19 protein-coding genes, 1 tRNA gene and 1 riboswitch are annotated in these 22560 nt (G+C 47.7%); of the genes, 13 read left to right on the top strand and 7 right to left on the bottom strand.

The genetic code is table 11. From position 1 onward, the window contains the following. The first annotated feature begins 56 nt into the window (after positions 1-56). The gene (locus LQ567_RS07565) at positions 57-2303 is read left to right on the top strand and encodes a TonB-dependent receptor (RefSeq protein ID WP_231003765.1); all 2247 of its coding nucleotides are present in this window, start codon (positions 57-59) and stop codon (positions 2301-2303) included. 560 nt (positions 2304-2863) lie between these two features. Here LQ567_RS07565 and LQ567_RS07570 read toward each other — a convergent pair. Continuing rightward, on the bottom strand, positions 2864-4240 hold the full coding sequence (locus tag LQ567_RS07570; RefSeq protein ID WP_231003767.1) for an efflux RND transporter periplasmic adaptor subunit: 1377 nt from the start codon (positions 4238-4240) through the stop codon (positions 2864-2866). A gap of 23 nt (positions 4241-4263) precedes the next feature. Beyond that, complete coding sequence (locus tag LQ567_RS07575; RefSeq protein WP_231003769.1) at positions 4264-5703, bottom strand: TolC family protein; 1440 nt, start codon at positions 5701-5703, stop codon at positions 4264-4266. Between the two features lie 189 nt (positions 5704-5892). Continuing rightward, positions 5893-6105: riboswitch (cobalamin riboswitch) on the top strand. A 154-nt stretch (positions 6106-6259) separates the two neighbouring features. On the opposite strand from LQ567_RS07575, the gene LQ567_RS07590 reads away from it, so the two are divergent. Together LQ567_RS07590 and LQ567_RS07595 are read left to right on the top strand one after the other, a co-directional pair. Next, a complete protein-coding gene (locus LQ567_RS07590; protein ID WP_317206834.1) occupies positions 6260-8179 on the top strand; it encodes a TonB-dependent receptor plug domain-containing protein in 1920 nt (639 codons plus the stop codon). A gap of 5 nt (positions 8180-8184) precedes the next feature. Then, positions 8185-8883, top strand: a complete 699-nt coding sequence (locus LQ567_RS07595) for an adenine nucleotide alpha hydrolase (RefSeq protein ID WP_231003770.1) — start codon at positions 8185-8187, stop codon at positions 8881-8883. 118 nt (positions 8884-9001) lie between these two features. On the opposite strand, the gene LQ567_RS07600 is transcribed toward LQ567_RS07595, so the two are convergent. Together LQ567_RS07600 and LQ567_RS07605 are read right to left on the bottom strand one after the other, a co-directional pair. After that, positions 9002-9076, bottom strand: a tRNA-Arg gene (locus tag LQ567_RS07600). Positions 9077-9142: 66 nt separating this feature from the next. Then, entirely contained in the window at positions 9143-9733 is a 591-nt protein-coding gene (locus LQ567_RS07605; RefSeq protein WP_231003772.1) for a MarC family protein, read from the bottom strand. A 152-nt stretch (positions 9734-9885) separates the two neighbouring features. On the opposite strand from LQ567_RS07605, the gene LQ567_RS07610 reads away from it, so the two are divergent. Further along, entirely contained in the window at positions 9886-10104 is a 219-nt protein-coding gene (locus LQ567_RS07610; protein ID WP_231003774.1) for a hypothetical protein, read from the top strand. A gap of 8 nt (positions 10105-10112) precedes the next feature. Here the strand turns inward: LQ567_RS07610 and LQ567_RS07615 are convergent, their stop codons facing one another. Further along, complete coding sequence (locus LQ567_RS07615; RefSeq protein WP_231003776.1) at positions 10113-11951, bottom strand: helix-turn-helix transcriptional regulator; 1839 nt, start codon at positions 11949-11951, stop codon at positions 10113-10115. A 227-nt stretch (positions 11952-12178) separates the two neighbouring features. Between LQ567_RS07615 and LQ567_RS07620 the strand changes: the two genes are divergently transcribed. From LQ567_RS07620 to LQ567_RS07660, 9 genes are all read left to right on the top strand, one after another. Continuing rightward, the gene (locus LQ567_RS07620; RefSeq protein WP_231003778.1) at positions 12179-12505 is read left to right on the top strand and encodes a hypothetical protein; all 327 of its coding nucleotides are present in this window, start codon (positions 12179-12181) and stop codon (positions 12503-12505) included. Between the two features lie 205 nt (positions 12506-12710). Next, a complete protein-coding gene (locus tag LQ567_RS07625) occupies positions 12711-12995 on the top strand; it encodes a hypothetical protein (protein ID WP_231003780.1) in 285 nt (94 codons plus the stop codon). Between the two features lie 193 nt (positions 12996-13188). Continuing rightward, entirely contained in the window at positions 13189-14160 is a 972-nt protein-coding gene (locus LQ567_RS07630) for an SPFH domain-containing protein (RefSeq protein WP_231003782.1), read from the top strand. After that, complete coding sequence (locus LQ567_RS07635; RefSeq protein WP_231003784.1) at positions 14160-14411, top strand: transposase; 252 nt, start codon at positions 14160-14162, stop codon at positions 14409-14411. Before LQ567_RS07630 ends, LQ567_RS07635 begins: the two co-directional genes overlap by 1 nt. A 103-nt stretch (positions 14412-14514) precedes the next feature. Then, positions 14515-15324, top strand: a complete 810-nt coding sequence (locus LQ567_RS07640; RefSeq protein ID WP_231003786.1) for a hypothetical protein — start codon at positions 14515-14517, stop codon at positions 15322-15324. A 37-nt stretch (positions 15325-15361) separates the two neighbouring features. Next, positions 15362-16366 carry a DUF6620 family protein gene (locus tag LQ567_RS07645; RefSeq protein WP_231003788.1) on the top strand — a complete coding sequence of 335 codons (1005 nt, stop codon included), beginning with the start codon at positions 15362-15364 and terminating at the stop codon, positions 16364-16366. Between the two features lie 240 nt (positions 16367-16606). Beyond that, the gene (locus tag LQ567_RS07650) at positions 16607-17071 is read left to right on the top strand and encodes a hypothetical protein (protein ID WP_231003790.1); all 465 of its coding nucleotides are present in this window, start codon (positions 16607-16609) and stop codon (positions 17069-17071) included. Further along, entirely contained in the window at positions 17055-17585 is a 531-nt protein-coding gene (locus LQ567_RS07655; protein ID WP_231003792.1) for a hypothetical protein, read from the top strand. The genes LQ567_RS07650 and LQ567_RS07655 overlap by 17 nt, the downstream gene beginning before the upstream one ends. A gap of 842 nt (positions 17586-18427) precedes the next feature. Next, positions 18428-19633, top strand: coding sequence for a purple acid phosphatase family protein (locus LQ567_RS07660; RefSeq protein WP_231003793.1), 1206 nt, complete (start codon positions 18428-18430; stop codon positions 19631-19633). A gap of 174 nt (positions 19634-19807) precedes the next feature. On the opposite strand, the gene LQ567_RS07665 is transcribed toward LQ567_RS07660, so the two are convergent. Next, positions 19808-20608: a metallophosphoesterase family protein gene (locus LQ567_RS07665; RefSeq protein WP_262909586.1), complete on the bottom strand. Its 801-nt coding sequence runs from the start codon at positions 20606-20608 to the stop codon at positions 19808-19810. Between the two features lie 140 nt (positions 20609-20748). Then, on the bottom strand, positions 20749-22542 hold the full coding sequence (locus LQ567_RS07670) for a RagB/SusD family nutrient uptake outer membrane protein (RefSeq protein ID WP_231003798.1): 1794 nt from the start codon (positions 22540-22542) through the stop codon (positions 20749-20751). Positions 22543-22560 lie beyond the last annotated feature (18 nt).

Consider the following 22560-nt stretch of genomic DNA (forward strand, 5'->3'; position numbering starts at 1 on the left):
TTTTTTTTAAAACCCGCTCCGCAAGCCATGCGGAGTCAAAAAAATGAAAAAAACAAATGAAGAGGCTATTCATTTCCGGCTGCCTGCTATGGGCGGCACAGATCGCTTTTGCACAAACTGATTCCACTGCTGCAAAAGCAGACAGTTTTTATTTAATGTCGCCGGTGGAGGTACGGTCGCTGCGGCTAAGCAGCAAAGCACCGTTTGCTACATCCAACGTTACCTCCAAAGACCTTGAGAAACAAAACCTCGGGCAAAACATGCCCTACCTGCTGAACCAGACGCCTTCCCTGGTGGTTAACTCAGATGATGGCGCCGGTGTAGGTTATTCCTCTTTAAGGATCCGGGGTACGGATATGACGCGCATCAATGTAACCATGAACGGCATACCGGTAAATGATGCAGAATCACAGGCGGCTATTTTTGTGGATCTGCCCGACCTGGCATCTTCCACTACCACCGTTCAGATCCAGCGCGGCGTGGGCGCTTCCACCAACGGTTCCGGCGCTTTTGGCGGCTCCATTAATATTGCCAATCTTGAACAAAGCAAAACACCGGGTGTATCCCTGAGCAATTCCTACGGGTCCTTTGATACCTGGAAACATACACTGCAGGCCGGTACCGGTTTATTAAAAGGGGGCTTTCAGTTTGATGTGCGGTTGTCGAAACTCAGCTCCAACGGGTTTATCGACCGGGCCTTCTCCGATCTGCTGGCCGCGCACGTGATCGGATCCTGGACCTCAAAAAATGAGGCCACCAATATTAAATTCAATTACCTTACGGGGAAGGAACGGACCGGACAGGCCTGGAACGGACTGGGTATTGCTTTTACAGATAAGGACGCAATCGATTATCAAAAAGCACTGGATCAACAGGGACGGAATACAAACACGCTGGGCAAGATCAGCGATGGGGTTTATTATAAAGATCAAACAGACAACTACTGGCAGGATTACTACCAGCTATTCCTCAATCAGAAATTACACCCCAACTGGGATCTGAATATCGGAACGTTTTTAACAAGGGGTAAGGGCTATTATAACGAATACAAAAAAGATGAAAAATTTAAAGACTACGGATTGCCCAATTTTGTAAAAGCTCCCGGCGATACGCTGCGCAAGGTGAACCTTACCCGGCAGTTATGGCTGGACAATTACTACTACGGGACGGTTTTTTCCACCAACTACCATACCGCCCGCACACAATTTGTTTTTGGGGGTGCTTATACGCGCTATGATGCAAAACATTACGGCTTTATAAAATGGGCTGCATACGGGGCACCGCTGGATTACCAATGGTATCGCCTCACCGCATTTAAAAACGACTTCAATGTGTATGCGAAATTGCAGCAACAGGTGCTCCCGGACCTGTATGCGTTTGCCGACCTCCAGTACCGGAACGTTGATTATACCATTAATGGATTCCGGAAATCGCCCAGCCTGCCCTCCATCGAAAATACGTACCGGTTCTTTAATCCCAAGGCCGGATTGAGTTATTTTATCCAGCATGGCAATGACAGATCCAGCAAACTGTATGCGTCCTACGCGATTGCTAATAAAGAGCCCAACCGGGACGATTTTGAAGCTTCGGAAACGGAAAAGCCCCGGCCGGAACAACTGCAGGATCTGGAAGCCGGCTATCAATACAGCACGCCTGTTTTCCAGGCAGGCGTAAACGGCTACTATATGCAGTATAAGGATCAGTTGATTCTCACCGGTAAGATCAATGATGTAGGGGCCTATGCCCGTACCAATGTTCCCGACAGCTACCGGGCCGGTCTTGAATTTACCGCCGGACTAAAGCCGCTGCAATGGCTACAACTGAATGCCAATGCTACTTTCAGTAAGAACAAGATCAAGGCCATTACACAATATGGCGATGATTATGACAATAGCGGGCAGGTGGCCACCGCATACCGGAACACCGATATTTCTTTTTCGCCAAACACCATTGCCGGGGCAGGCCTGACGCTGGAGCCGTTGTACCGGATCTCCGGCAGTCATCATTTTTTTATCGATATCCTGGAAAAATATGTCAGCCGGCAATACCTGGATAATGCCTCCGACAAACGGAAAAGCATCAATCCTTATGCCCTCAGCGATCTTCGTTTTCGTTACCAAACCAGTTCCCAAACATTTAAGAATATCGGGATCATCCTGATGGTCAATAATGTTCTTGATAAAAAGTATGAGAACAACGGGTATACCTTCAGTTATCTATCCGAAGGCGCTTATACTACTGAGAATTATTACTTCCCGCAGGCTGGCATCAACTGGAATATCGGGCTGAGTTTTGGGTTTTGAGATTTGAGAATCCAGATTTCAGATTTGAGAATCCAGACTTGAGACCCGCATCCGTATTGAGATTGGGCAAATGGCCGGTACAGGCACCGGTCATTTGCTTTTCATTATTTAGCCTTGAACAGCGCCTCTTTTGGTGCATTTACCTTTGTTCCGGCTTTAGTTTGGGTAATCAGCGGCTGAGCTTCCTGTTGCATAAGCGGAATCAACGGCCGGAAGCCAACATGCCTGTGGTTCAGAAGATGTTGTTCCGGACCTGTTCCGGGATCTGTATGATGCACGTATAGATACTGAAACTGGTTGCCAATAACAGATGAGATGATATTCGGAATCAACCATGCGTTCGTCATGCTGAACTTGTTTCAGCACCCATTAAGATCGTTCAATAGTCCCTGAAGCAATCCCGACTCGTCGGGACAGGGCGATTACAAGCATGATTATTATCACCTCATTGACTTGCACAACAAATAAGAACTGCCAATGATAAAAGAACAATGCATTTCTTACGCTGGAGAAGCTGCCGTTAGCGGACGGAGGGCCGGTTGCTAAAAGCAAAGGTTCCCTTATTTAGCCTTGAACAGCTCGTCTTTCGGTACTACTTTTACCTTTGTATCATCCTTCAACGTTTGGCTAACGGCGCTGTAAGGTCCGGTTACAACCTCATCTCCCGCCTTCAACCCGCTGGTGATCTCAATATAATTGATATCCTGTATACCGGTTTTTACAATCCGCTTCTTCACCACACCGTCTTTCATCAGCAGGTACACCACTTCCTCCATATCCCCGGCATTGCGTTCTTCTTCCTGGTTGTTGTTTCCGTTGCCTTTCTGTTCCTGCTGTTCCTTCCGCGTATCGCTCAGGCTTTTATCGCTTCCTTTTACCCGCGCATTCACCGACGAAATCGGAACCGTAACGATGTTTTCTTTCCGCTTGGTCTTAATATCGGCACTGGCATTCATGCCCGGCCGGAACGGAAATCTCCTGGGATTCGCGGGATCGATCAGGTCCTGGTACGAATGCTTATCGATCCGGATGCGAACCTCGTAATTGGTAACATCATTGCTGGTGGCGGTGCCCGCTGCGGCAGCCGCAGATTTTACACTGCTCGCTATTTTGGTTACAATGCCTGCAAACTTGCGTCCGCTGTACGCATCCACCTCTATATCGGCCCCATCACCGATGCTCACCTTCACGATATCATTCTCTCCTACGTTCACGCGCACTTCCATGGTGTTCATGTCGGCCACCGTCATCATTTCGGTACCAGCCATTTGCGCCGTACCTACTACCCGTTCTCCTTTTTCCACCTTCAGTGATGAAATGATCCCGCTGATGGGAGCTGCAATGGTGGCCCTGCCTAACACTTTATCAGCGGCCACCAGTCCTGTTTGAGAAGAACGCACACCCGCCTGCAGGCTGCGGATGTTCTGCAGGCTTGCATTATAGCTGGCCTTCGCGGAAGCCAGGTCGGTTTCGTATTGTTCAAATTCAGCTTTAGAGATCACCCGGTCGTCGTAAAGGTGTTTGTTGCGGTTATACGCCTGCTGTGCCCGGTCCAGCGTGGCTTTCTGAACGCCGAGTGCCGCCTGGCTGTTAGCTACATTGGCCTGCGACTGCCCCAGCCGCGCTGAAGCTTCATCGCGATCCAGCGCGTAGTTATCGGCATATACCCTCGCCAGCACCTGTCCTTTTTTTACACTATCGCCCTCCTGTACATTTAGCTCCGTAATCTCACCACTTACATCCGGGCTGATCTTTACCTCGTATTCCGGGTAGATTTGTCCGCTGGCCGTTACCGTTTCCGTAATAGAGCGGATCGCCGCTTTTTCTGCAGAAACTTTTACCAGGTTTTTATCTTTATTGGAAAATAACGAATACAATACCAGTAACACGATCACACCGGCTATTATCCATAAAATTCGTTTCCATTTCTTTTTCATGATCAAAATTTAATCAGATCTCGTTAATGATGCAATTTAATACCGCGTCCTTTGTAAAATTCCAGCAGCTTCAGCTTGAATACATAGTCGTATTGGGCTGAAAGCATATTTATTTTCGCTTTGAACAAGTTGTTCTGATTGGTGATCAGATCGATCGGTTTCAGCAGTCCCACATCGAACCGCTTCCGGGCAAAATCATAGGCTTTCTGAGCAGAGGTTACGGCGATCCGGGAAGCATTATATTTTTCAATGGCCGCAACCGCGTTGGTATGCGCCTGGTAGATATCCTGTTTCAGCGTTTGGGCGTCCTGCTCCTGGGATAATTGCTGCGACTCCACATTTAGCTTTGCCTTTTTCCAGTTGGTACGGGCCTGGTTGCCGTTAAAGATCGGGATATTGAGGCCAACGCCCAGGTTCTGACTGAAGTTTGCAGAAAGCTGGTTAAAATAATTCCCTTTTTTAAAGCTCACCGGATAGGTTTGAGGGCCCACTGAGGTTACCGGATAATCTTTACCATCCAACACCACAATCCCGATCGGTACAATGCCGGACGCATAGGTATTCGGGATCAACTTCTGCGCATTGGAGTACCGCGTGTCCAGTCCGCCAAAAAATCCAAACGAGGGATACATCCCTGCTTTTGCCACCAGCACATTTTTTTCAGCAGCTTTTACATTCAGCTCATTGATCTTTTGCTGGGGAAGGTTCACCAGCGCGGAAGTAAATACCACGGCAGGATCCAGCTCTGCCAGTGGCTCTACCGGGATGCTGTCTACCGGGGGCGACTGTACGTCAAATGCCATTGCCGCATCCAGGTTCAGCAATGCCTGCAATTGCAGCAACCGCAACCGGTAATCCGCCCGTGCGCTGATCAGGGTAGCGCTGTCATTGGCCAGCTGCGTTTCCATTTCAGCAAGGTTCAGCTCAGGAAGCGCGCCGGCCAGCACCTGTTTGTTTATATTATCGCGTTGTTCACGGCTTTGTTGCAGCTGTACGGCAGCCACATTGATCTGCTCGTGCGACAGCAGGGCGGCCAGGTAAGCGTTGGCCACATTGAGCGCCACGTCGTTCCGGGCCTTATCAAACTTTGCCACGCTGGCTTCGAAGGTAAAGCCATTAGCGGCCATCGTATTCCGCTTCCGGAACCAGTTGAAAAGATCCGCATTTACATTCAGCGAATGATTGGCAAAAAGGATTTCGTTGGTCGTAAACTGGTTGGAAGTTGGATCAATGGAACGTCCGAACTGATACCCCGCACTGTGCTGCGAATTGGCCGTCGGATACAATGCCGCCTTGCTTTGGTCCAGTGTCAGCCGGTCCATACGGGCCTGCACATCGGCCTGCTTTACCGATATATTATTTTCCACCGCATATTCCACGCATTGTTCCAGGCTCCATTTTTTCTGGGCACCGGCGGTGATGGTTATTCCCAAAGCGGTTAATATCAGAAATGCATTCTTCATTTCACAAAAATAGACGAAAAAGGCAGAAAGTTTAATGTCTTACACCCGGTGGCTGCGGCGCCAGCCAAAAGCCCGTTCCCGGGAGGCTGCCGCATTCGCCTACCCCGGTCATAGCCATTACGAACCGGGATGCAGCGGTTACTGCCTGCAGATTACAAAAAAAAATAATGCACATCAGCGACGGAACCTTACTTTTGCACCGGTTCTGGTTTCCCGTATAGCGGGAATGAAAAGGGAAGTCCGGTGTAAGTCCGGCGCTATCCCCGTAGCTGTAAGGGGTTCTTGATTATCCGTATGAGATAACAGGACCGCTTTAAAAGATACCACTGCGGCGCCTTGCGCTGCGGGAAGGTTTTAAAGTAATCCCCAAGCCAGAAGACCTGCCAGATCTGTATCCGCTACAGCGGGAAAAACAATATTCAGCTTTCGGGAGAAAAGTATAATATCAGCAGTGTTGTAGGTATTGATGGCCTATTTAGCCGGAACCGTCCCTGCTTTTTTATTTCCACCGGAAGCAGTCATTTAAGATCATTTAGAAATGAAAAAAGGGATTTTAATGATGACTGCTGTATTTTGCAGCGGTCTGTTGCTGGCGCAGGATCAGCAAACGGCAAATCTGGATGAAGTATCCGTTACCGCTTCAAAAACGCCATTGAAACAAAACCAGACAGGCAAGGTGGTAACGATCATTGACCAGGCAACGTTACAGCGAAATTTAGATAAATCGCTAACCGAAATTCTCAACACGCAGGCTGCGATCTTTACGGCCGGGGCAAACAATACGCTTGGAAGCAACCAGGAACTTTATTTCAGGGGAAGCGCCACCGGCAATACCCTGATCCTGATAGACGGGATCCCGATCAATGACCCCTCACAAAACAGCAGCGCCCCGATTGACATTAATAATATCAATATCGGTCAAATTGAGCGGATTGAAATCCTGAAGGGATCGCAGAGTACCCTTTGGGGAAGCAATGCTATGGCAGGCGTAATTAATATTATTACCAAAAAAGGAGGAACGGAAAAAATAATGCCCAATGCCCACTTAAGCTATGGCTCCTATCAGACTTTCAGAGGCAATATCGGTGTCAGGGGAACCGTTGATCGCTTCGACTACAATATTGCCTACAATCAGATCAACAGCAAGGGATTTTCTGCTGCTTATGACAGTACGAAAAGCAGTAATTTCGACAAGGATGGGTTTAACCAGAATAATATCCAGACCAATCTCGGTTATAAAATATCCGACCGGCTTTCGGCAGCCTATATGGGAATGTATAGTAAATACAAAGCAGATGGCGATGCCGGTGCTTTTACGGACGACAGGGATTATCGCATCAATAGTAAAAACCTGATCAATACATTAAAATTACAGTATAAACATAGCAAAACGTCGATCACACTGTCCCAAAGCATTATCAGCAGCGAAAGAGCATACGCCGATGACAGCGCCCATGTTGGGGGATTTGCCAAATGGTCGTACGGTTTGTACAACGGGCAGTCCTATATCACCGACCTTTTCGGAAACTACGATTTCAGCGGTCATGTATCGCTTCTTGCCGGGCTCCAATATGCTGCAATCAATACTGATCAGCAGTATAAAAGTATTTCCTCCTTTGGCGTCTATGAAGCGCCGCCCCTTGGAAAAGATTCTGCAAAATTCAATAATTTCGCGGGCTATGTTTCGCTGCTGCTGCTGGACCTGAAGGGATTTAATAACGAAATGGGGGTCCGGATCAACAACAACAGCAAATACGGGTCAAATGCTACCTTTTCCTTTAATCCCTCCTATAATATCAGTAACAACACCAAAGTCTTTGTGAACCTGTCAAGTGGTTTCCGCGAGCCCTCTTTATATCAGTTGTATGGAGAATACCGCAATAAAACCACTGAGCTGAAACCGGAGAAAAGCATCAATTATGAAGCGGGTGTACAAACAAATTTTGACGAAGGCAAAAGCTGGTTCCGCATGGTGGGTTTTAAAAGAGATATTAAGGATCTTATTATTTATTATACCGACGCCTCTACTTTTGAAAGTTATTACATGAACCAGAATGAACAACATGACTACGGTTTTGAAATGGAAAGTTCCATTGCAATAGGCCGGATCGGAAGCTTTTCAAACAACCTGAGTTATGTGGACGGACAAGGCAAAAATAATTCTGGCTCCATCAACAACCTTTATCGCCGGCCTAATTTTATTTTCAACAGCAGCCTGGTACTTACGCCCATAACAAACTTTACCATCAACCCTGCTTTTCGTTTTGTAGGCAACCGCCTTAAAGGAGAGTTCGATGCCGGAGCACCGGTGCTTCCCCATTATTACACACTCGACTTTTATGCGTCCTATGCATTTACGCCTAAAATTAAAATCTATACCGATTTCAGAAATCTGACGGACCAGGTTTACTTCGACACTCCGGGGTATAATGCAAAGCGCTTTAATTTTATGGGAGGTATTTTGCTTAACCTATAAAACAGGTGCAAAAAAAAATACCGGTCATACTGAACTGGAGCGGCGGCAAGGACGCTGCCTATAGCCTGTACCGGCTGCAGCAGGAAGGCTTATACGAGGTACGCTACCTGCTAACCGTTTTTAATACCGACCGGCGATCTTCCATGCATGAGATCCCCGAATCGCTCCTTATGGCGCAGGCCTACAGTACGGGTATTCCCTTGCTAAAAATATACGTTTCCAATGATAGCGGGCAAACCTATGAAGCCGGAATGCTACAGGTACTGAACCGGGTAAAGCAGGAAGGGATTCATATAGCGGTATTTGGCGACCTGTTCCTGGAAGATCTGCGCCAGTACCGGGAGCGCCAGTTACAGCAGGTTGATATGAAGGCACTTTTCCCCTTATGGCAGATCGATTCCCGGCATTACCTGCAATCCTTTTTTCAATCCGGTTTTGAAGCCGTTATCTGTTGCGTGAACGGGTCGATGCTGGATATGGCGTATTGTGGCAAACAGCTATCTCCTGCCCTTATTGCCTCCTTTCCGGCACCGGCCGATCCCTGCGGGGAAAACGGGGAATATCACAGTTTTTGTTATGCAGGCCCGGTTTTCCAAAAGCCGGTCCCCTACCATACTGAAGGCTGGTTTAACCGTTTTTTTCCATCGCCATTAAATGAACAGGAGCAGGTCTGTTTCCGACACCTCCAATTTGGTGGTCCATAACCCAGCCGTTATTTTCCCAAACCGCGCGATGCGCCAATGCTGGCCAATAAAAAAGGCGACCCGCTCAACGGATCACCTATCAATTTTTTTGTAAATCTGCTCCCATAAAGGAGAAAACTGGTAGCCTCGACAGGAATCGAACCTGTATCTGGAGCTTCGGAAACTCTTATACTATCCATTGTACTACGAGGCCAATATGTACACCCGGTTTTAAACCGGGGGGCAAATATAAAGAACTTTATTGCAATTACACGAAACTTTATTGTACATGTTGAAATAAACCTGCGGCATTGGATGCAAAGATCTTGATCGCAATGGCCAGCAAAATCACACCAAAGAACTTCCGGATCGCGATCAATCCGCTCGGCCCCAGCAATTTTGCCAGCCGGGTCAGGGATTTCAGCACGATATAAATGATCAGCAGGTTTAGCACAATTGCAATTAATATGGTTACTTCCTTATAATTGGCTTTTAAGGACATAATGGTTGTAAGCGTACCGGAACCGGCGATCAGCGGAAAAGCCAGGGGTACCAGCGTTGAGGCTTTTACATCCCCGTCCGATTTAAAAAACTCTACCCCCAATACCATTTCCATCCCCAGGATAAAAATAACAATAGAGCCTGCTACCGCAAAAGACTTTACATCCAGGCCCAGTACATTCAGGATCGGTTCTCCCAGAAAGAGAAATAAGATCATCAGTGAGCCGGCGATGACGGTTACCTTAAATTCCCGGATACCACCGATCTTGTTCTTCATCGAGATCAAAATGGGAATGGATCCGATGATATCAATGATGGCAAAAAGCGTAAACGTAACGGTAAGTATGGCTTTATAATTCAGGGAATCCATGCTTATTATTTTTGGCAAAGGTAATTTGTTGCCGGTATAAAATAACCACGTGGTCGTTAATTTGCATTCCCGGTTCTTTCTCTAATTGAATGCGCCCTCCGGCGGCATATTTATTGCAACTGTATTTTCACCACCCATGCAAACTTCTGTTGATGTACTGCTACAAACTTGTAGTTCAACCCAGGCACGTCAACAACAATCGCTCCTATGTGTTTTTGCACGCTTCCGAAAAGGAGCTGTCGCCTTCAGCAAATGATTATTTGACGGAGCTGGTCAACCAGAAGTTTACCAACGGATCCTTTGCGTACCTGGTTGCCATTTCCGAAGCAGAATTCAACGAACTGAAGCAGACCATGCTGGAAATCGCGTGAGGCCCTTCTCAGGCAATCCCCTTCAGAAATATGATCAGGTCGGTTTCCTTATCCAGATCAAATTTCTGTTTCAGCCGGTATTTGGTCATACGCACACTTTTGGGTTCTACATGCAGCAACCCGGCAATCTGCTTGGTATCCATTCCCAAATATAAATATGCGCAGTACTTCAGATCCAGCGATGTGAGTTTTTGAACCGACCGCTCCTGAACATTTTTAAAAAAATTGGGATGCACTTCCTGGATACGGAACCGGGCTTTTTCAAAATCACCATCCAGTAATCCCTCATCCCGGATGATCTGCTGGATGTTTACGGGCTGTTCTTCCCTTAGCTTTTCTTTCAGCTGCCATAGCAGTTCATTTTTATGCTGCACCTGCAGCTGGCTGATCATGATCTCATCCCGGAGCTTTTGCTGCTGCAGCTCCATCAGTTCCTGTTCCGCCTTCAGGCGTGCCCGCTCCTCCTCCTGCAAACGCAATCGGGTTTGCGCATCGTGCTGCTCCGCCTCCAGTTTCTTTTCACGTTCCACCGAATATTTCAGGTTAAAATGATAGGACCGGAACATAAAAAAAGCCCCCAGCAACCCAATACCGGCCAGGCCGAAATAGAGCCGCTGCGCTTTTTGCTGGCTGCGGGCCCTGTCCTTCAATACCTGTACCTCCTGCTCCTTTTTTGCCGCCTGGTATTGTGCTTCCAGCTTATTCACCATCAACGCCTGGTCTTCATCAAACAGTTTGGTATTGTTATTCAGTAATTCCTTTTCCAGGTCATAGGCCTTTTGGTAATCGCCCTCCGCGGCACACAGGGCGGCCATATCCGATAAAAGCGTGTTACGGGTATGATAAAAAGGTTTGTCGGCTGTATCCAGGGCCTGTTTGGCCTGCAGGTAGTACCCTTTTGCCTGGTTAAAATCACCGGCGCGCTTTGCCATTGCACCAAGTATGCCATAACAACTGGCAATAATATCCTCGTTATCCGCCAGCCCTTTTGCCACAACCCGGAGCACCGACTGCAAGGTATCGGTAATGGCCTGCCGGATCAGCGGGTCATCCGTTGGGTAGTATTTAAGGTAATAGCTGCACAGGTTCATCCGGGCCAGGGCATAGGTGTGCGCCGCCACTTTTCCCGGATATTGAAAGAACAGGTCGCCGGCGGCCTTCGAATAATATATAGTCGTATCCAGGTCGGCCTGCTTCTTTTCCTTATCGTACCGGTAAGGATATACAACGGCAAGGGCCGAATATGCAGAACTCAGCAAATTCTGATCGCCCGCAGCTGCGGCAGACACTGCAGCCTTGCCGGCGTAATTCAGGCTTTTGGAAAAATCATTATAGGTGGTATAAACCGTATATAAATAATAATAACATTTCGCCATCAGGAACTGATCCTTACGGGACGGTTCTACATCTTTTAAGATCTGCTGGCACAGGGTTACCAATACATCGTTGTTATCGATATTGTAATAGAAGACCGCCTTCGCCAGCAGGGCATAATCTGTTACCAGCCGATCCTTCGAGATCGCAGCCGTGGTTTCTGCGGAATCCAGGTATTGTTGCGCCAGCTTATAATCGCCTTTGTTCAGCTGGATATGGGTGAGCAATCCATAGGCCTTTACTTTCTCCAGGTTGTTCTTCTGCGCATCCGCCATTGCCACATAGCCTTTGGCGGTGGCAGCAGCCTGCTCATAATCATCGTTATAGCGGTACGCTTCTGTTAGTTTAAAATACAGGTTTGCTGAGCGGGTTGCGGTAAGTTCTTTCTTCAAACTATCGATATAGACATTTTGAGCACGGGTATCCGTAAAAAACAGGATCAGTATCCCGAGGACTGTTACAACACTTTTCATGGAGTGAATTTATAGAATTATCAGGCACCGGCTCTTTACCCGGAAAAAAATATACAATTTGCTGATTTATGTAACAAAATGATTCACAAATCTCTACATCAATTGTAGTCGTTTTGTAGACAGCTGTAACCCAGGATGTAGCCACTATGTAATGGCGGAGGATTTTGCCAGAAAGCAGCACTTTCACAGTTTTGGGCCAGCGATCGTTCATCACAAAAAATCAATTTATGAGTAACAAGAACCTTTCTGTAATTTCTTACCTCACTATTTTCGGCTGGCTGTATGCCTATATCAAAGGAAAAAACCAGGCCGATAGCCTGTTGAAATATCATTTACGGCAATTCTTCGGGCTCTTCCTGCTGGCCCTTGTTTTCAACATTGGGATTACGATCCTTATCCGGATTGTTCCGGGGGTTGGTTTTCTTTCTTACCTGTGCGGTATTGCCTTTTTGATCTTATGGATTTTTGGGTTGATTAATGCCATCAACGGGGTGGAAAAAAACATCCCCCTGGTTGGAAAACTGTTCGAAGACAAATTTGCCTTTATCGGGTAATATCAAAAGAACGTACAAACTTCCCTGGTATCCCGGCCGTTGCTCCCCCCTGTTCCGGCTATATGGTTTTACAACCGGAAACAGCCGCAAAACACCCTGAAATAACCGCGCTGCAATCCATCCACAGGTTGCGGCGCCCACTTTCACCGGATCCTTATTATAAAAACAATACGGGTTCACACATCATTCGGGCAATAATTGTATCATGCATACGTTTAAACATCTTTCTTTACAGGACGGCGTGTATCACATAAAGCAATATCCCGGGGCAGCCCTGTTATTTGGTACGCTTTATTTTGTGGTAAGCCTTGCACTTATATTTCTGAGCGCCTATATGAACACAGGCTTCGTTTTGCTGGGCCTTGGTATCCTTTTTGTGATCCTGTCAAAAACCAGCCACCGGAGTCGTTTTAAGGTTGACCTCCGGAACCGGACCCCTGGGTATTCAACGCGCCCGCTTTGCAAAGGAAAAATATTATCCGCTGAGTAGCTTTCAGCATTTTACAATGGACAAAATCATCTACGCCCGGATCCCCATTCATTTTATGTTAATCGCCCATTTTTACACAAACGGGAAACCGAAAAAGGTTGTACTTTCACAGGCAGGGTCTGCAAGGACCCTGCAGGAACTTATGAATGAATTAACAGACCTCTTCAGTCAACCGGAATTTAAAAATTAAAACATGAGCTTACCTTTTATTGAAATCATAGAGTCGCCCACGCCCGACCCGAATCTTCTGATGTGGAAATTTGCCGACAAGGACAAGGAAATCAAAAACGGCGCTAAATTAACCGTAAGAGAAAGTCAGCAGGCCCTGTTGCTGAACGAAGGGCAGCTGGCGGATATTTTTTCGCCCGGGCTGCATACGCTGTCAACAGAAAACATTCCGATCATCAGCCGGCTCAAGGGGTGGAAGTATGGTTTTGAAAGCCCCTTTAAAGCCGATGTTTACTTTTTTAATACGTATCATTTTATCAATAACAAATGGGGTACGCCCGCACCTATCTTAATGAGCGATCCGCAGTTTGGGCAGGTACGTATACGCGCCTTTGGCAGTTTTGATATCCGGATTGCGGATGCAGGCACTTTCTTCAGAACCTATGCCGGCACCTTTCCCCAGCTGACCATCTTTGAATTACAGGCCCAGCTGCGCGATTTTGTAGCACCGAAATTTGGAGAAGTACTGGCCAAGGAACAGATCCCCGTTACGGCGGTTGCCGGCAATATAACCGACCTGGGAAAAAAGATCGAGCCACACCTGAAGCCCTATTTTGCCACATTGGGTTTGGAGCTGACGCAGTTTATTATTACCAGTGTAACCCTCCCGGAAGAAGTAACTGCATTCTACGACAAGGTTACCAGTATGAATATGGTAACGGATATGGATAAGTTTACAAAATTTAATACCGCCAATGCCATTGGCGATAAAGGCACGGCTTTGAACGAAGCCGCCCAAACGGCAGTGGCCATGGGGCTGATGATGAACCAGCTTCAGCAACATCAGCCGAATTCCGCAACGCCACAGGCCGCCGCGCCACCACCACAGGAAGACATTACCGTAAAGCTTCAGAAGCTCAAAACACTTTTTGAAAACGGGCTGATTGATGAAGAGGAATACAAAGCTAAAAAAACCGAACTCTTAACGCAGTTATAATGGAAGAAAAAAAAGCACAATCCTTTTTAGAAAAGCTGAAGGCCAAAGCACAGGCCCAGGAAAAATACGGCGGACCTGTAACGGAAAAAGAAGCCAGCATTGGTACCCGCACCTGTCCGAACTGCGGAGCCGGCCGGGCAAAAGACGACGGTCTTACGCATTGTGCGTACTGTGGCTTTGAATTTCTGCAGGTAACCCTTACGGATGGGCTGCATATCAAAAAGGAAGACAACTCCAGGGAAAACCAATAAATGCCATCCATGAAGGATGCACGCTATCAATAATAAAAAGGACGTCTGAAAAAACGGATCCGGGAAATCAACAACGCTTCAATAATATTAAAAACAATCTGCCATGTTTGGTTTATTCAGCAATAAAAAGGAGGCCGGGGACCCGGTATCACCGGAATGGGCGCAGCAGATCCATGAAACGCAGGATCGCTGGTTTACGTTTCTTCAGAAACTGGAGGAACGGGTAGAAGCACTTTGTCTGGCCGCGATACCCGAGCTCAAAGCCATGCGCAGCAGCACCGATTCCATATACGAAGCCAATATCGGCCAGGTATGGAGCGGTATCCGCGGGCAGATCAACCAGGTACAGGAAAAAGCCCGGGAAACAGAAGAACAAAAGATCCGTCCTTTTTACCGGCAGCTGAAGAACGCCGGCGTCAACTATGCCGTGGCCCTACAGTTTATCGAAACCTGCTCCGAACGTTATCGCCGGTTTGAAGACTCCTGTCATAGCTGGCAGGATCAACTTGAAGCGGCCACCAAACAAGACCATGAAGCCCTGTATCAGAAGATCCTGGAGGAACATGAACAGGTGAAAAACCAGTTCAGCTGCCAGCAATGTGGTGCGCCGATTTACCTGGAAAAAATTTATTTTACCACCAGCTATCTGCAATGCCCCGCATGCCGCACGCAAAACACCTATGAGCCCAGCACCCTGGCAAAGAGCCTTAACTGGATTGCGCGGGACCTTGCTGAAGAACGAACTGCGCATTTGCTGGATGCCTATCGCAAGGACGCCGGGCAAGATGCGGATCTCTATCGCCACTACCTGCGAAGCATGTTCGATGAATGGAACCGAATCGTGCCCGATATGGCCGCCTCCAATGAAAAATTTTACCAGCGACAGCTCGACGACTTCAACAGATCTGTCTGACAAACCATCTATTCAATTATATTTAAAAGTGAACATTATGTTTAAAAAATTCCTGAACAACATCCTGGGCAATGACGCTGATCAGCAAAAACAACAAGAGCCGGTAGTCAATCCATTTCAGCAGCAGGCCGCCCGGCATGACAACGAAGCGGATGATGACGACAATGACGATGATAACGTTCCTGTACAAGGAACGCAATACCAGTTTGACCCCCACACCCAGCACGGCACACATTATACCAAAGATGCATTTGATGCTGCGGCAAACCGGCATTATGAAGAAATGCTGGCCAACCAGGATGAGGCCCTGAGCGAGAACGAAAAACGGAATTTGAAACGGGAAGCCGTTACACAATTATACCTCCAGTGGAATGGTCATAATTACGACCAGCTTGTACAATTTGAAATGGCCAATTCCTTAGAATTAACCGGCTATGCTACCCAGGGATTCAACCAGGTTAAAGAAGAAGGAAACCCGCTGTACGAACCCATTCACGGTATTTCGCTTTATGACTATGCCGGCATTGCGCATGCAATGGCACAGGGCGTTCCGGAGGAAACCATTTTAAAGGCCATCGGCATCGAAAAAGCGGTGTGGGAAGAAGTGAACATCCTGTGGCCGGAACGGATGAAAGAAGATGCCAGCTTTGGTATTATGACCAAGTATGGCGAATACTTTGCAACCGCGGGCCAGCATCCCAAACTGGCACACCTGAAATCCGGCGCTGCAGCTACCGCGGAAGGAAATCCCAACCTGGAGCAGTTAAAAACCGACCGGTATTTTTACGAGGAACTCTGTGGTGCACGAACGGCGGCCTATGAGTACGGCCTGGATGGCGCACAATGGATCCTGGAAAACTTCGGCATCAACCTCTCCGATTTCCAGGCGGTGGCTATGGATTGGATGACGGCGCAAAACCAGCAATTCAACAGCAGCGAAATTCAACATTATATGGACTACCAGTTGCAAAAGCAAAAGGAATACTCGGAAAAGTTTGCAAAAGAACAAGGCGGAAATATTGCAGATGACATCGCATTCTAAATCCAACCCGCTTACACAACAGAAAGGATAGCGGTACCTGCCGCATTTTACATTTCCGGCTGTACGCACTCCGCTACCCTCCGGTCAAAAAAGAGCAACAAAATGGTTCATCCCCTGCTCTTTTTCCCGCAGCCCGGCATATCACACAACAACAAAACATTCATGGCTACACACCGGGCAAACCGGTGTGCGGCCATCCGTTACGTTATTCACCCATCAATATTCTATAAAAAACAACACATGCAATCATTAAAACACTTTACAGCGGAGGGCAATGTTTACAAAATGAAACCCTCCTATTTTCTTCCCATTGCCCTCATTATTGTTTTACCCCTGCTCAGCTTTTTTATATTGCGGGAAGGCAAGTATCCTGTTATCGGTTGGCTGGTGCTGGGATTTGCGATACTGGGATTTGCGGGAATGATCTCCCGGTCGCTGATCATTGATTTAAACAACCAGGAAATACGGGCCAAGGCCGCGCTACTGCGCCCCGCCGTCCGGATCCCGCTGGCCGATTTTCAAAATTTCGAATTGCACCAGTTAAAACAGGGCTTCTTTACAACCAACACGTCGCTGAACATCTGCTACCTCAAAGATGGAAAAACCAGGCGGGCGCTCATTGCCCAGGGTGTTACCACCAGGGCCATGCAGCGTATTTTAAACGAAATCGACGAAATCATCAACAATTATGACAGCAAGAGATAAATATAAAGTAGCGGAAACTTCACAAACCATTTCCTTACAACCCCATTATCATCTGTTAAAAAGCCTGTTTTGGTTTATAATAGCGATGGCGGGCATCGCCGCGGGTCTTTTCATTTTTTATGCGCAACTGGGCGAGGGCGGCCGGGTACTGGGCTATGCGCTGCTGGTTTACCTGCTCCTGCATGGGCTCTATGATTTTATCTTCCGGGTAAATGTGCGTTATGAGTTTGACAAACCCAGCAATGCCGTTTATAAGACCAATATACCATTTCCGAAAAAACGGTTAATGTCGCTGGATGAGCTGGTGATCTTTACCAGTTCGGAACAAGGCAGCTGGTATTATGCAATGGGGGCAAGAAAAAAGCAGTTTATAAAAAACTACGCTATCAGTGAAGATTTCGGTTCCGGCAAAAAAAGCCAGCGGTTACTGGGGGCCTATGAGGCAGAGGTATTAGAACCGATCCTGCGGTTAAGCGCCTCCCCGGCAAACGGTATGTACACACCTGCCGGTTAAGGTTGCAACTGAAGAAACGCAGTTTTTGAAACAACGCCGTTAAAGGGCTCTTATCTTGGTGTACTTCTTTTACCGCAAAGGCCACAAGAGTTTCGCAAATTTTCGCAAAGTATGTCCGCTGTGGTTTGCTTTACCGTGAGGCCTGCGAGCAACCATAGAGTACGGCAAGGTGCTGGTTATTGTATACCTCTGCGTCTATTGCGTGATCCTTGCGGGCCCAGCGGTTAAACATTTAACAACAACAGGCCCATCCCCGCAACCAGCAACGGATATCCGTCCGCTTCCATTACCCAGAAGCATGCGAAAAACACAAGAATGCAACAGCACGGGGTATTATTTGCGTACTTTGCGTGATCCTTGCGCGCCCGGCGGTTAAACATTTAACAACAATAGGCCCATCCCCGCAGGCAGCAACGGATACCCGTCCCCCTCCATTACCCTGAAGCAGGCGAAAAACACAAGAATGCAACAAGCACGGGGTACTATATTTTGCGTACTTTGCGCGATCCCTGCGCGCCCGGCGTTTAAAAATAAAACCGCAGGAAGCTTCAGCAGTGAAACTTACCAACTTCGGATCTATTTTTAAACGCCAAGATCGCAAGGGCATCGCAATGTTCCCAAGGAGCACTATGATACCGGCTCAACCTGCCATCGGGTACTTTGCGTGATCCTTGCGCGCTCTGCGGTTAATATTTAACTGTAATAAGCCCATCCCCGCAAGCAGCAACGGATATCCGTCCCCCTCCACGAGCCTCTGTACCCGCGGTTAAACATCCCTGAGATTCTTTGCGAAAAGCGAAATAAATCCCTCATTTTTGCTGCCACAACCAATTCCATTTATCATGAAAACAAATGTATTAAAAGACAACCGCCGGTCTTTTTTAAAAGGAAGCCTCGCACTGGGAGGTATAGCCCTGCTGAATCCCCAAAAGGCGCTGGCAGCGGCAACGGAAAAAGAGGAAGGTTTTAAGATCCTTGCAGGCCCCTATCTGCAGACGAATTTTGGAAACAGCATCTCCATTTTATGGATCACCAATAAGAACGCCGCAAGCTGGGTCAATTACGGCACTTCGGCCGGAGCGCTGGATCAAAAGGCATTTGGAAAAAGCGAACTGGGATTAAAACCCGCCGGAAGGATCAATTGTGTAACCCTTACCAACCTGAAGCCCGGGGCTACTTATTATTACCAGATCGCATCAAAAGAGATAAAGGACTTCCAGCCTTATAAGCTTACCTATGGAGAAGAACTGACCGGGAACACCGAGCAATTCGTAAATACCGACATTGCAAAAGAATCGGTTTCCTTTGTAATGCTGAACGACATCCATGACCGTCCCCAATCCATCCCCCACCTGCTGAACCTGGACAAAGGCAATCAGCGCGATTTTGTTTTTTTCAACGGCGATATCTTCGACTATCAAACCGATGAACAACAGATCATCGACCATATGCTGCAACCCTGCGATATGTTTGCCAGGAATCTACCCTTTGTATATGTACGGGGCAACCATGAAACCCGGGGAAAGTTTGCACGCGATTTCTCCTCGTATTTTCACCATGTGGGGCATACCGCATTTACACTAGGCCCCGTGCGTTTTGTAATACTGGATACCGGTGAAGACAAGGAAGACACACACCCTGTGTATGCCGGCATTGTAGATTTCGATACCTACCGCCTGGAGCAGGCCAAATGGCTGGAGCAGGAGATTGGCAGTAAGGCTTTTAAAAATGCGCCGTTCCGCATTGTAATGATGCATATACCACCCCGTTACTCCGGAGATGCCCATGGCGCGGTGCATTGCACCCAGGTGTTTGAACCGCTGCTGAACAAAGGAAAGGTAGACCTCGTACTCAGCGGCCATACCCACCGGTATAAGGTGCACGCTCCCGACAAGAACGGCAATCACTACCCGATCATCATTGGCGGCGGCCCCCGAGAGGGCACCCGCACCATCACCCAGGTAAGTGCGTCCAGGAAAGAAGTCCGCGTTCGCATGCTGGACGATTCAGGAAAGGAAGTTGGAAGTTACCTGGTAACCCGCAAGTAAACATGAACAGCTGTTTTATGAAACTGTGTTCCTGCGCATGACCCGTTATTAAAACAGGTTATAAAAACCATTAAGGCATTACGTGTAGTTACGTTATTTATCTTTCTTAACCAATCTTAATGCCTTAATGGTTCTTTTAGTTGTTGCAGCCGCTGGCCCGCCAACACCATCGCATCAATAATGATGCACGACGTATTCATTCGCTACCCTTCCATCGGCATACAACTTCAGCAGGGCGTAACCTGGCGGTGTTTCCTGGTAATAATAGGGCGCTGCTGATTTTTCATTGCCCTTTCCCCACCAGAATCCGCTCATGGCTCCGTTACAAAAGTAATCGACATCATTGTACCAGGCACGGTCCAGCAGGTGCTGATGACCACTAAGACAAACCCGCACTTTATCCTTATGCTTATAAAACAATTGCTTTAGTTCCTTATGATCCTTGTGCTGACCGCCTTCCCAGGTATTGGTAACGGTAAGAATGGGAAAATGCGACATCAGCAATACATGCATTCCGGCGGGTGCAGACTCCAGCTGGTGCTGCAGCCATTGAAACTGCTCATTGTCCAGCGAAATGCCATTGTTATTCCCGTCGAGAATGATAAACCGCCAGTTCTTTTTATCGATGCTGTAATAACGGTGTGGCATCCCCGCCCGTTCTGCCGCATAGCTAACCCCGTACATGGCATCATCCTTCGAAGGAGCCGCCCACCAGTTATCGTGGTTGCCCACGCAACTATATACTTCATACCCTTTAAGGGCCTTCATACATTCGTCCCAGCATTTCCACTGCTCCAATACCCGCTCGCGCGTAATATCCTTATAATCGGCGGCATGGATGGAGTCGCCTCCATTCAGGAAAAAATCAACCTTCTTTTTTTTAATCTCCTCCAGGCATTTTACAAAGCGCTCCGGCACTCCTTCATCCGGCCGTATATGTACATCCGTAATATGAGCAATGGTAAGTACCGGCAGCTGCTGCCGTTCCGGAAAGGGCCGTCCCTCCCGCTGTTAAAGCCATACTTTTTAAAAAACTGCTGCGTTTCATGGTACTATTTATAAAATGGAAAAAGCCTTTCATTCTGAAAAGCTTTTTCCTGGTTTAATGATCCTCGTTATTGCCAGCCTGTGGGTTGTGTAAGGTTTTTATTCAATACCGTTTGTTCAAGCGGAATGGGGAAATAATAATATTTCGGCTCTATAAAACTGCGGGGCGATGTATTATCCTTGGTGAACATGATCTGACCGGATGTGCCATTGGACAGTATAAAATCGCCGTCGGAGATATAATATTTTGTAAGCTTATCCTTTACCGAAGCCGGCAGCCCTGCTATAGGACTTTCATCTGTTTTTGATTGCAGGATAGCGATATCGGCCACACCGTCACCGGTAACATCCAATGCGCCCAGGGCAGGCACATATATGCCAACCGGCTTTTGCGCCAGGAGTGCACCGGATTTCCAGCGATACAGGTCATCCAGGCGGAATCCTTCACAGGCCAGCTCAACGCGGCGCTCTCTGCGGATTTCAAGGATCACCCCTTTATTACTGCCCGTCACCAACGGATACGCTGCCGCCAGGTACGCATCCGGCGCGGCATTTGCTGCTGCCATATCCAATGCTGGCATACCTACGCGGGACCGCAGTTTGTTTACCGTAGCGTTCAGATCTGTTTGGGCCAACGTACCTGATTCTGCTTTTGCCTCCGCATTGATCAATAATACCTCGGCATATCTGAAAATAGGCAGATCCGTATAGTTCAGATCATACCCACCGCGCAATGCCGGGTCGCGGGGATAAAATTTCACCTGCAGGTATCCGCCAAAACTCGGCCGGGTTACATAAGGACTATTTGTAGGTGTAGTGGTAAAGCCCGGCGGCATAATGGTTTCGGCCAGGCGCGGATCCCGGTTGGCAAATATTTCAGTAAAGGTCTTTTTATCATAACCCGGAACTGAAGTAAACGGAGTACCGTCATTCATTAAAAACTCGTCTGCAAGACGGCCATTCAACGCCCATTGCCAGTCGAGCACTACCCCTGTATTGTTGGTAACACCCAGATCTTTGCTGCTTTTTTGAAGAAAGATCACTTCTTTATTTGCAGACAGATCGGCACTGGAGAACAGGGCCCTGTAACCAGCGGCGCCGCTGCCGGTAATGTCAAAGCCGCCGTTACTGATGATTTCCTGCGATGCGCTTATGGCACGTTGCAAATAGGTTTGTGCCGAAGCCTGCAGGTTTAATTCTGTATGATATTTCCGGTAAGTCCCCTCATGTAATGCGATCCTTGCCAGCAATGTTAACGCGCCCCATTTTGTAACATAGGTGTTGTTGGTACGTGCCGGCAGTACATTGGCGGCGGCATATTCCAGGTCTGCCATGATGGAGTCTACCACCATAGTGCGGGGGTCCTTGGCTTTATAAAGCATGTCTTCATCCTTGGTACCCATTACATGCCCATACCAGGGTACATCACCATAACGCTTTACCATTTTATAGTAAAAGTTGGCTCTGAAAAAACGGGCGATACCAATATAATGATTAATCGCAGCCTGGTCGCCGGTGGTCTTGCCTGCGTTATCCAGCATATAATTGATGCTGCGCAGCTGATTCCAGGTATTCCATCCGCCTACAGTAGCAGGTGTAATACCGCCGCGGATAAAATTATCCACCTCGCTTCCGCCTGTAAAAACCGATATGTCATCTGAAAATTTATCTCCTATAAATACATCGGCCCAGGTTGCTCTAAGCTGGGTGTAAAGGCCGTTGGTATAGGTTTCCAGGTCTGCCGGCGTATTAAAAAATTCTTCCTTGGTTACATTGGTTTGAGGATTCCGCTGTAAAAACTCTTTCTTACAGGAAACGCCCAACAATGTTGTTGCTAATAATATGTATGAAATCCGTTTCATTTTCAAAAAGTTTAGTGC

Source organism: Niabella pedocola (genome assembly GCF_021044425.1).
In the GTDB taxonomy this organism is placed as follows: domain Bacteria; phylum Bacteroidota; class Bacteroidia; order Chitinophagales; family Chitinophagaceae; genus Niabella; species Niabella pedocola.

What these genes read in the sequence shown, in the direction of transcription:
- LQ567_RS07575 (WP_231003769.1), bottom strand. Translation starts at nt 5,703, where the DNA reads ATGAAGAATGCATTTCTGATATTAACCGCTTTGGGAATAACCATCACC.
- LQ567_RS07640 (WP_231003786.1), top strand. Translation starts at nt 14,515, where the DNA reads ATGTTTGGTTTATTCAGCAATAAAAAGGAGGCCGGGGACCCGGTATCA.
- LQ567_RS07565 (WP_231003765.1), top strand. Translation starts at nt 57, where the DNA reads ATGAAGAGGCTATTCATTTCCGGCTGCCTGCTATGGGCGGCACAGATC.
- LQ567_RS07620 (WP_231003778.1), top strand. Translation starts at nt 12,179, where the DNA reads ATGAGTAACAAGAACCTTTCTGTAATTTCTTACCTCACTATTTTCGGC.
- LQ567_RS07610 (WP_231003774.1), top strand. Translation starts at nt 9,886, where the DNA reads ATGTACTGCTACAAACTTGTAGTTCAACCCAGGCACGTCAACAACAAT.
- LQ567_RS07655 (WP_231003792.1), top strand. Translation starts at nt 17,055, where the DNA reads ATGACAGCAAGAGATAAATATAAAGTAGCGGAAACTTCACAAACCATT.
- LQ567_RS07615 (WP_231003776.1), bottom strand. Translation starts at nt 11,951, where the DNA reads ATGAAAAGTGTTGTAACAGTCCTCGGGATACTGATCCTGTTTTTTACG.
- LQ567_RS07590 (WP_317206834.1), top strand. Translation starts at nt 6,260, where the DNA reads ATGATGACTGCTGTATTTTGCAGCGGTCTGTTGCTGGCGCAGGATCAG.
- LQ567_RS07630 (WP_231003782.1), top strand. Translation starts at nt 13,189, where the DNA reads ATGAGCTTACCTTTTATTGAAATCATAGAGTCGCCCACGCCCGACCCG.
- LQ567_RS07635 (WP_231003784.1), top strand. Translation starts at nt 14,160, where the DNA reads ATGGAAGAAAAAAAAGCACAATCCTTTTTAGAAAAGCTGAAGGCCAAA.
- LQ567_RS07660 (WP_231003793.1), top strand. Translation starts at nt 18,428, where the DNA reads ATGAAAACAAATGTATTAAAAGACAACCGCCGGTCTTTTTTAAAAGGA.
- LQ567_RS07570 (WP_231003767.1), bottom strand. Translation starts at nt 4,240, where the DNA reads ATGAAAAAGAAATGGAAACGAATTTTATGGATAATAGCCGGTGTGATC.
- LQ567_RS07650 (WP_231003790.1), top strand. Translation starts at nt 16,607, where the DNA reads ATGCAATCATTAAAACACTTTACAGCGGAGGGCAATGTTTACAAAATG.
- LQ567_RS07645 (WP_231003788.1), top strand. Translation starts at nt 15,362, where the DNA reads ATGTTTAAAAAATTCCTGAACAACATCCTGGGCAATGACGCTGATCAG.
- LQ567_RS07605 (WP_231003772.1), bottom strand. Translation starts at nt 9,733, where the DNA reads ATGGATTCCCTGAATTATAAAGCCATACTTACCGTTACGTTTACGCTT.
- LQ567_RS07670 (WP_231003798.1), bottom strand. Translation starts at nt 22,542, where the DNA reads ATGAAACGGATTTCATACATATTATTAGCAACAACATTGTTGGGCGTT.
- LQ567_RS07625 (WP_231003780.1), top strand. Translation starts at nt 12,711, where the DNA reads ATGCATACGTTTAAACATCTTTCTTTACAGGACGGCGTGTATCACATA.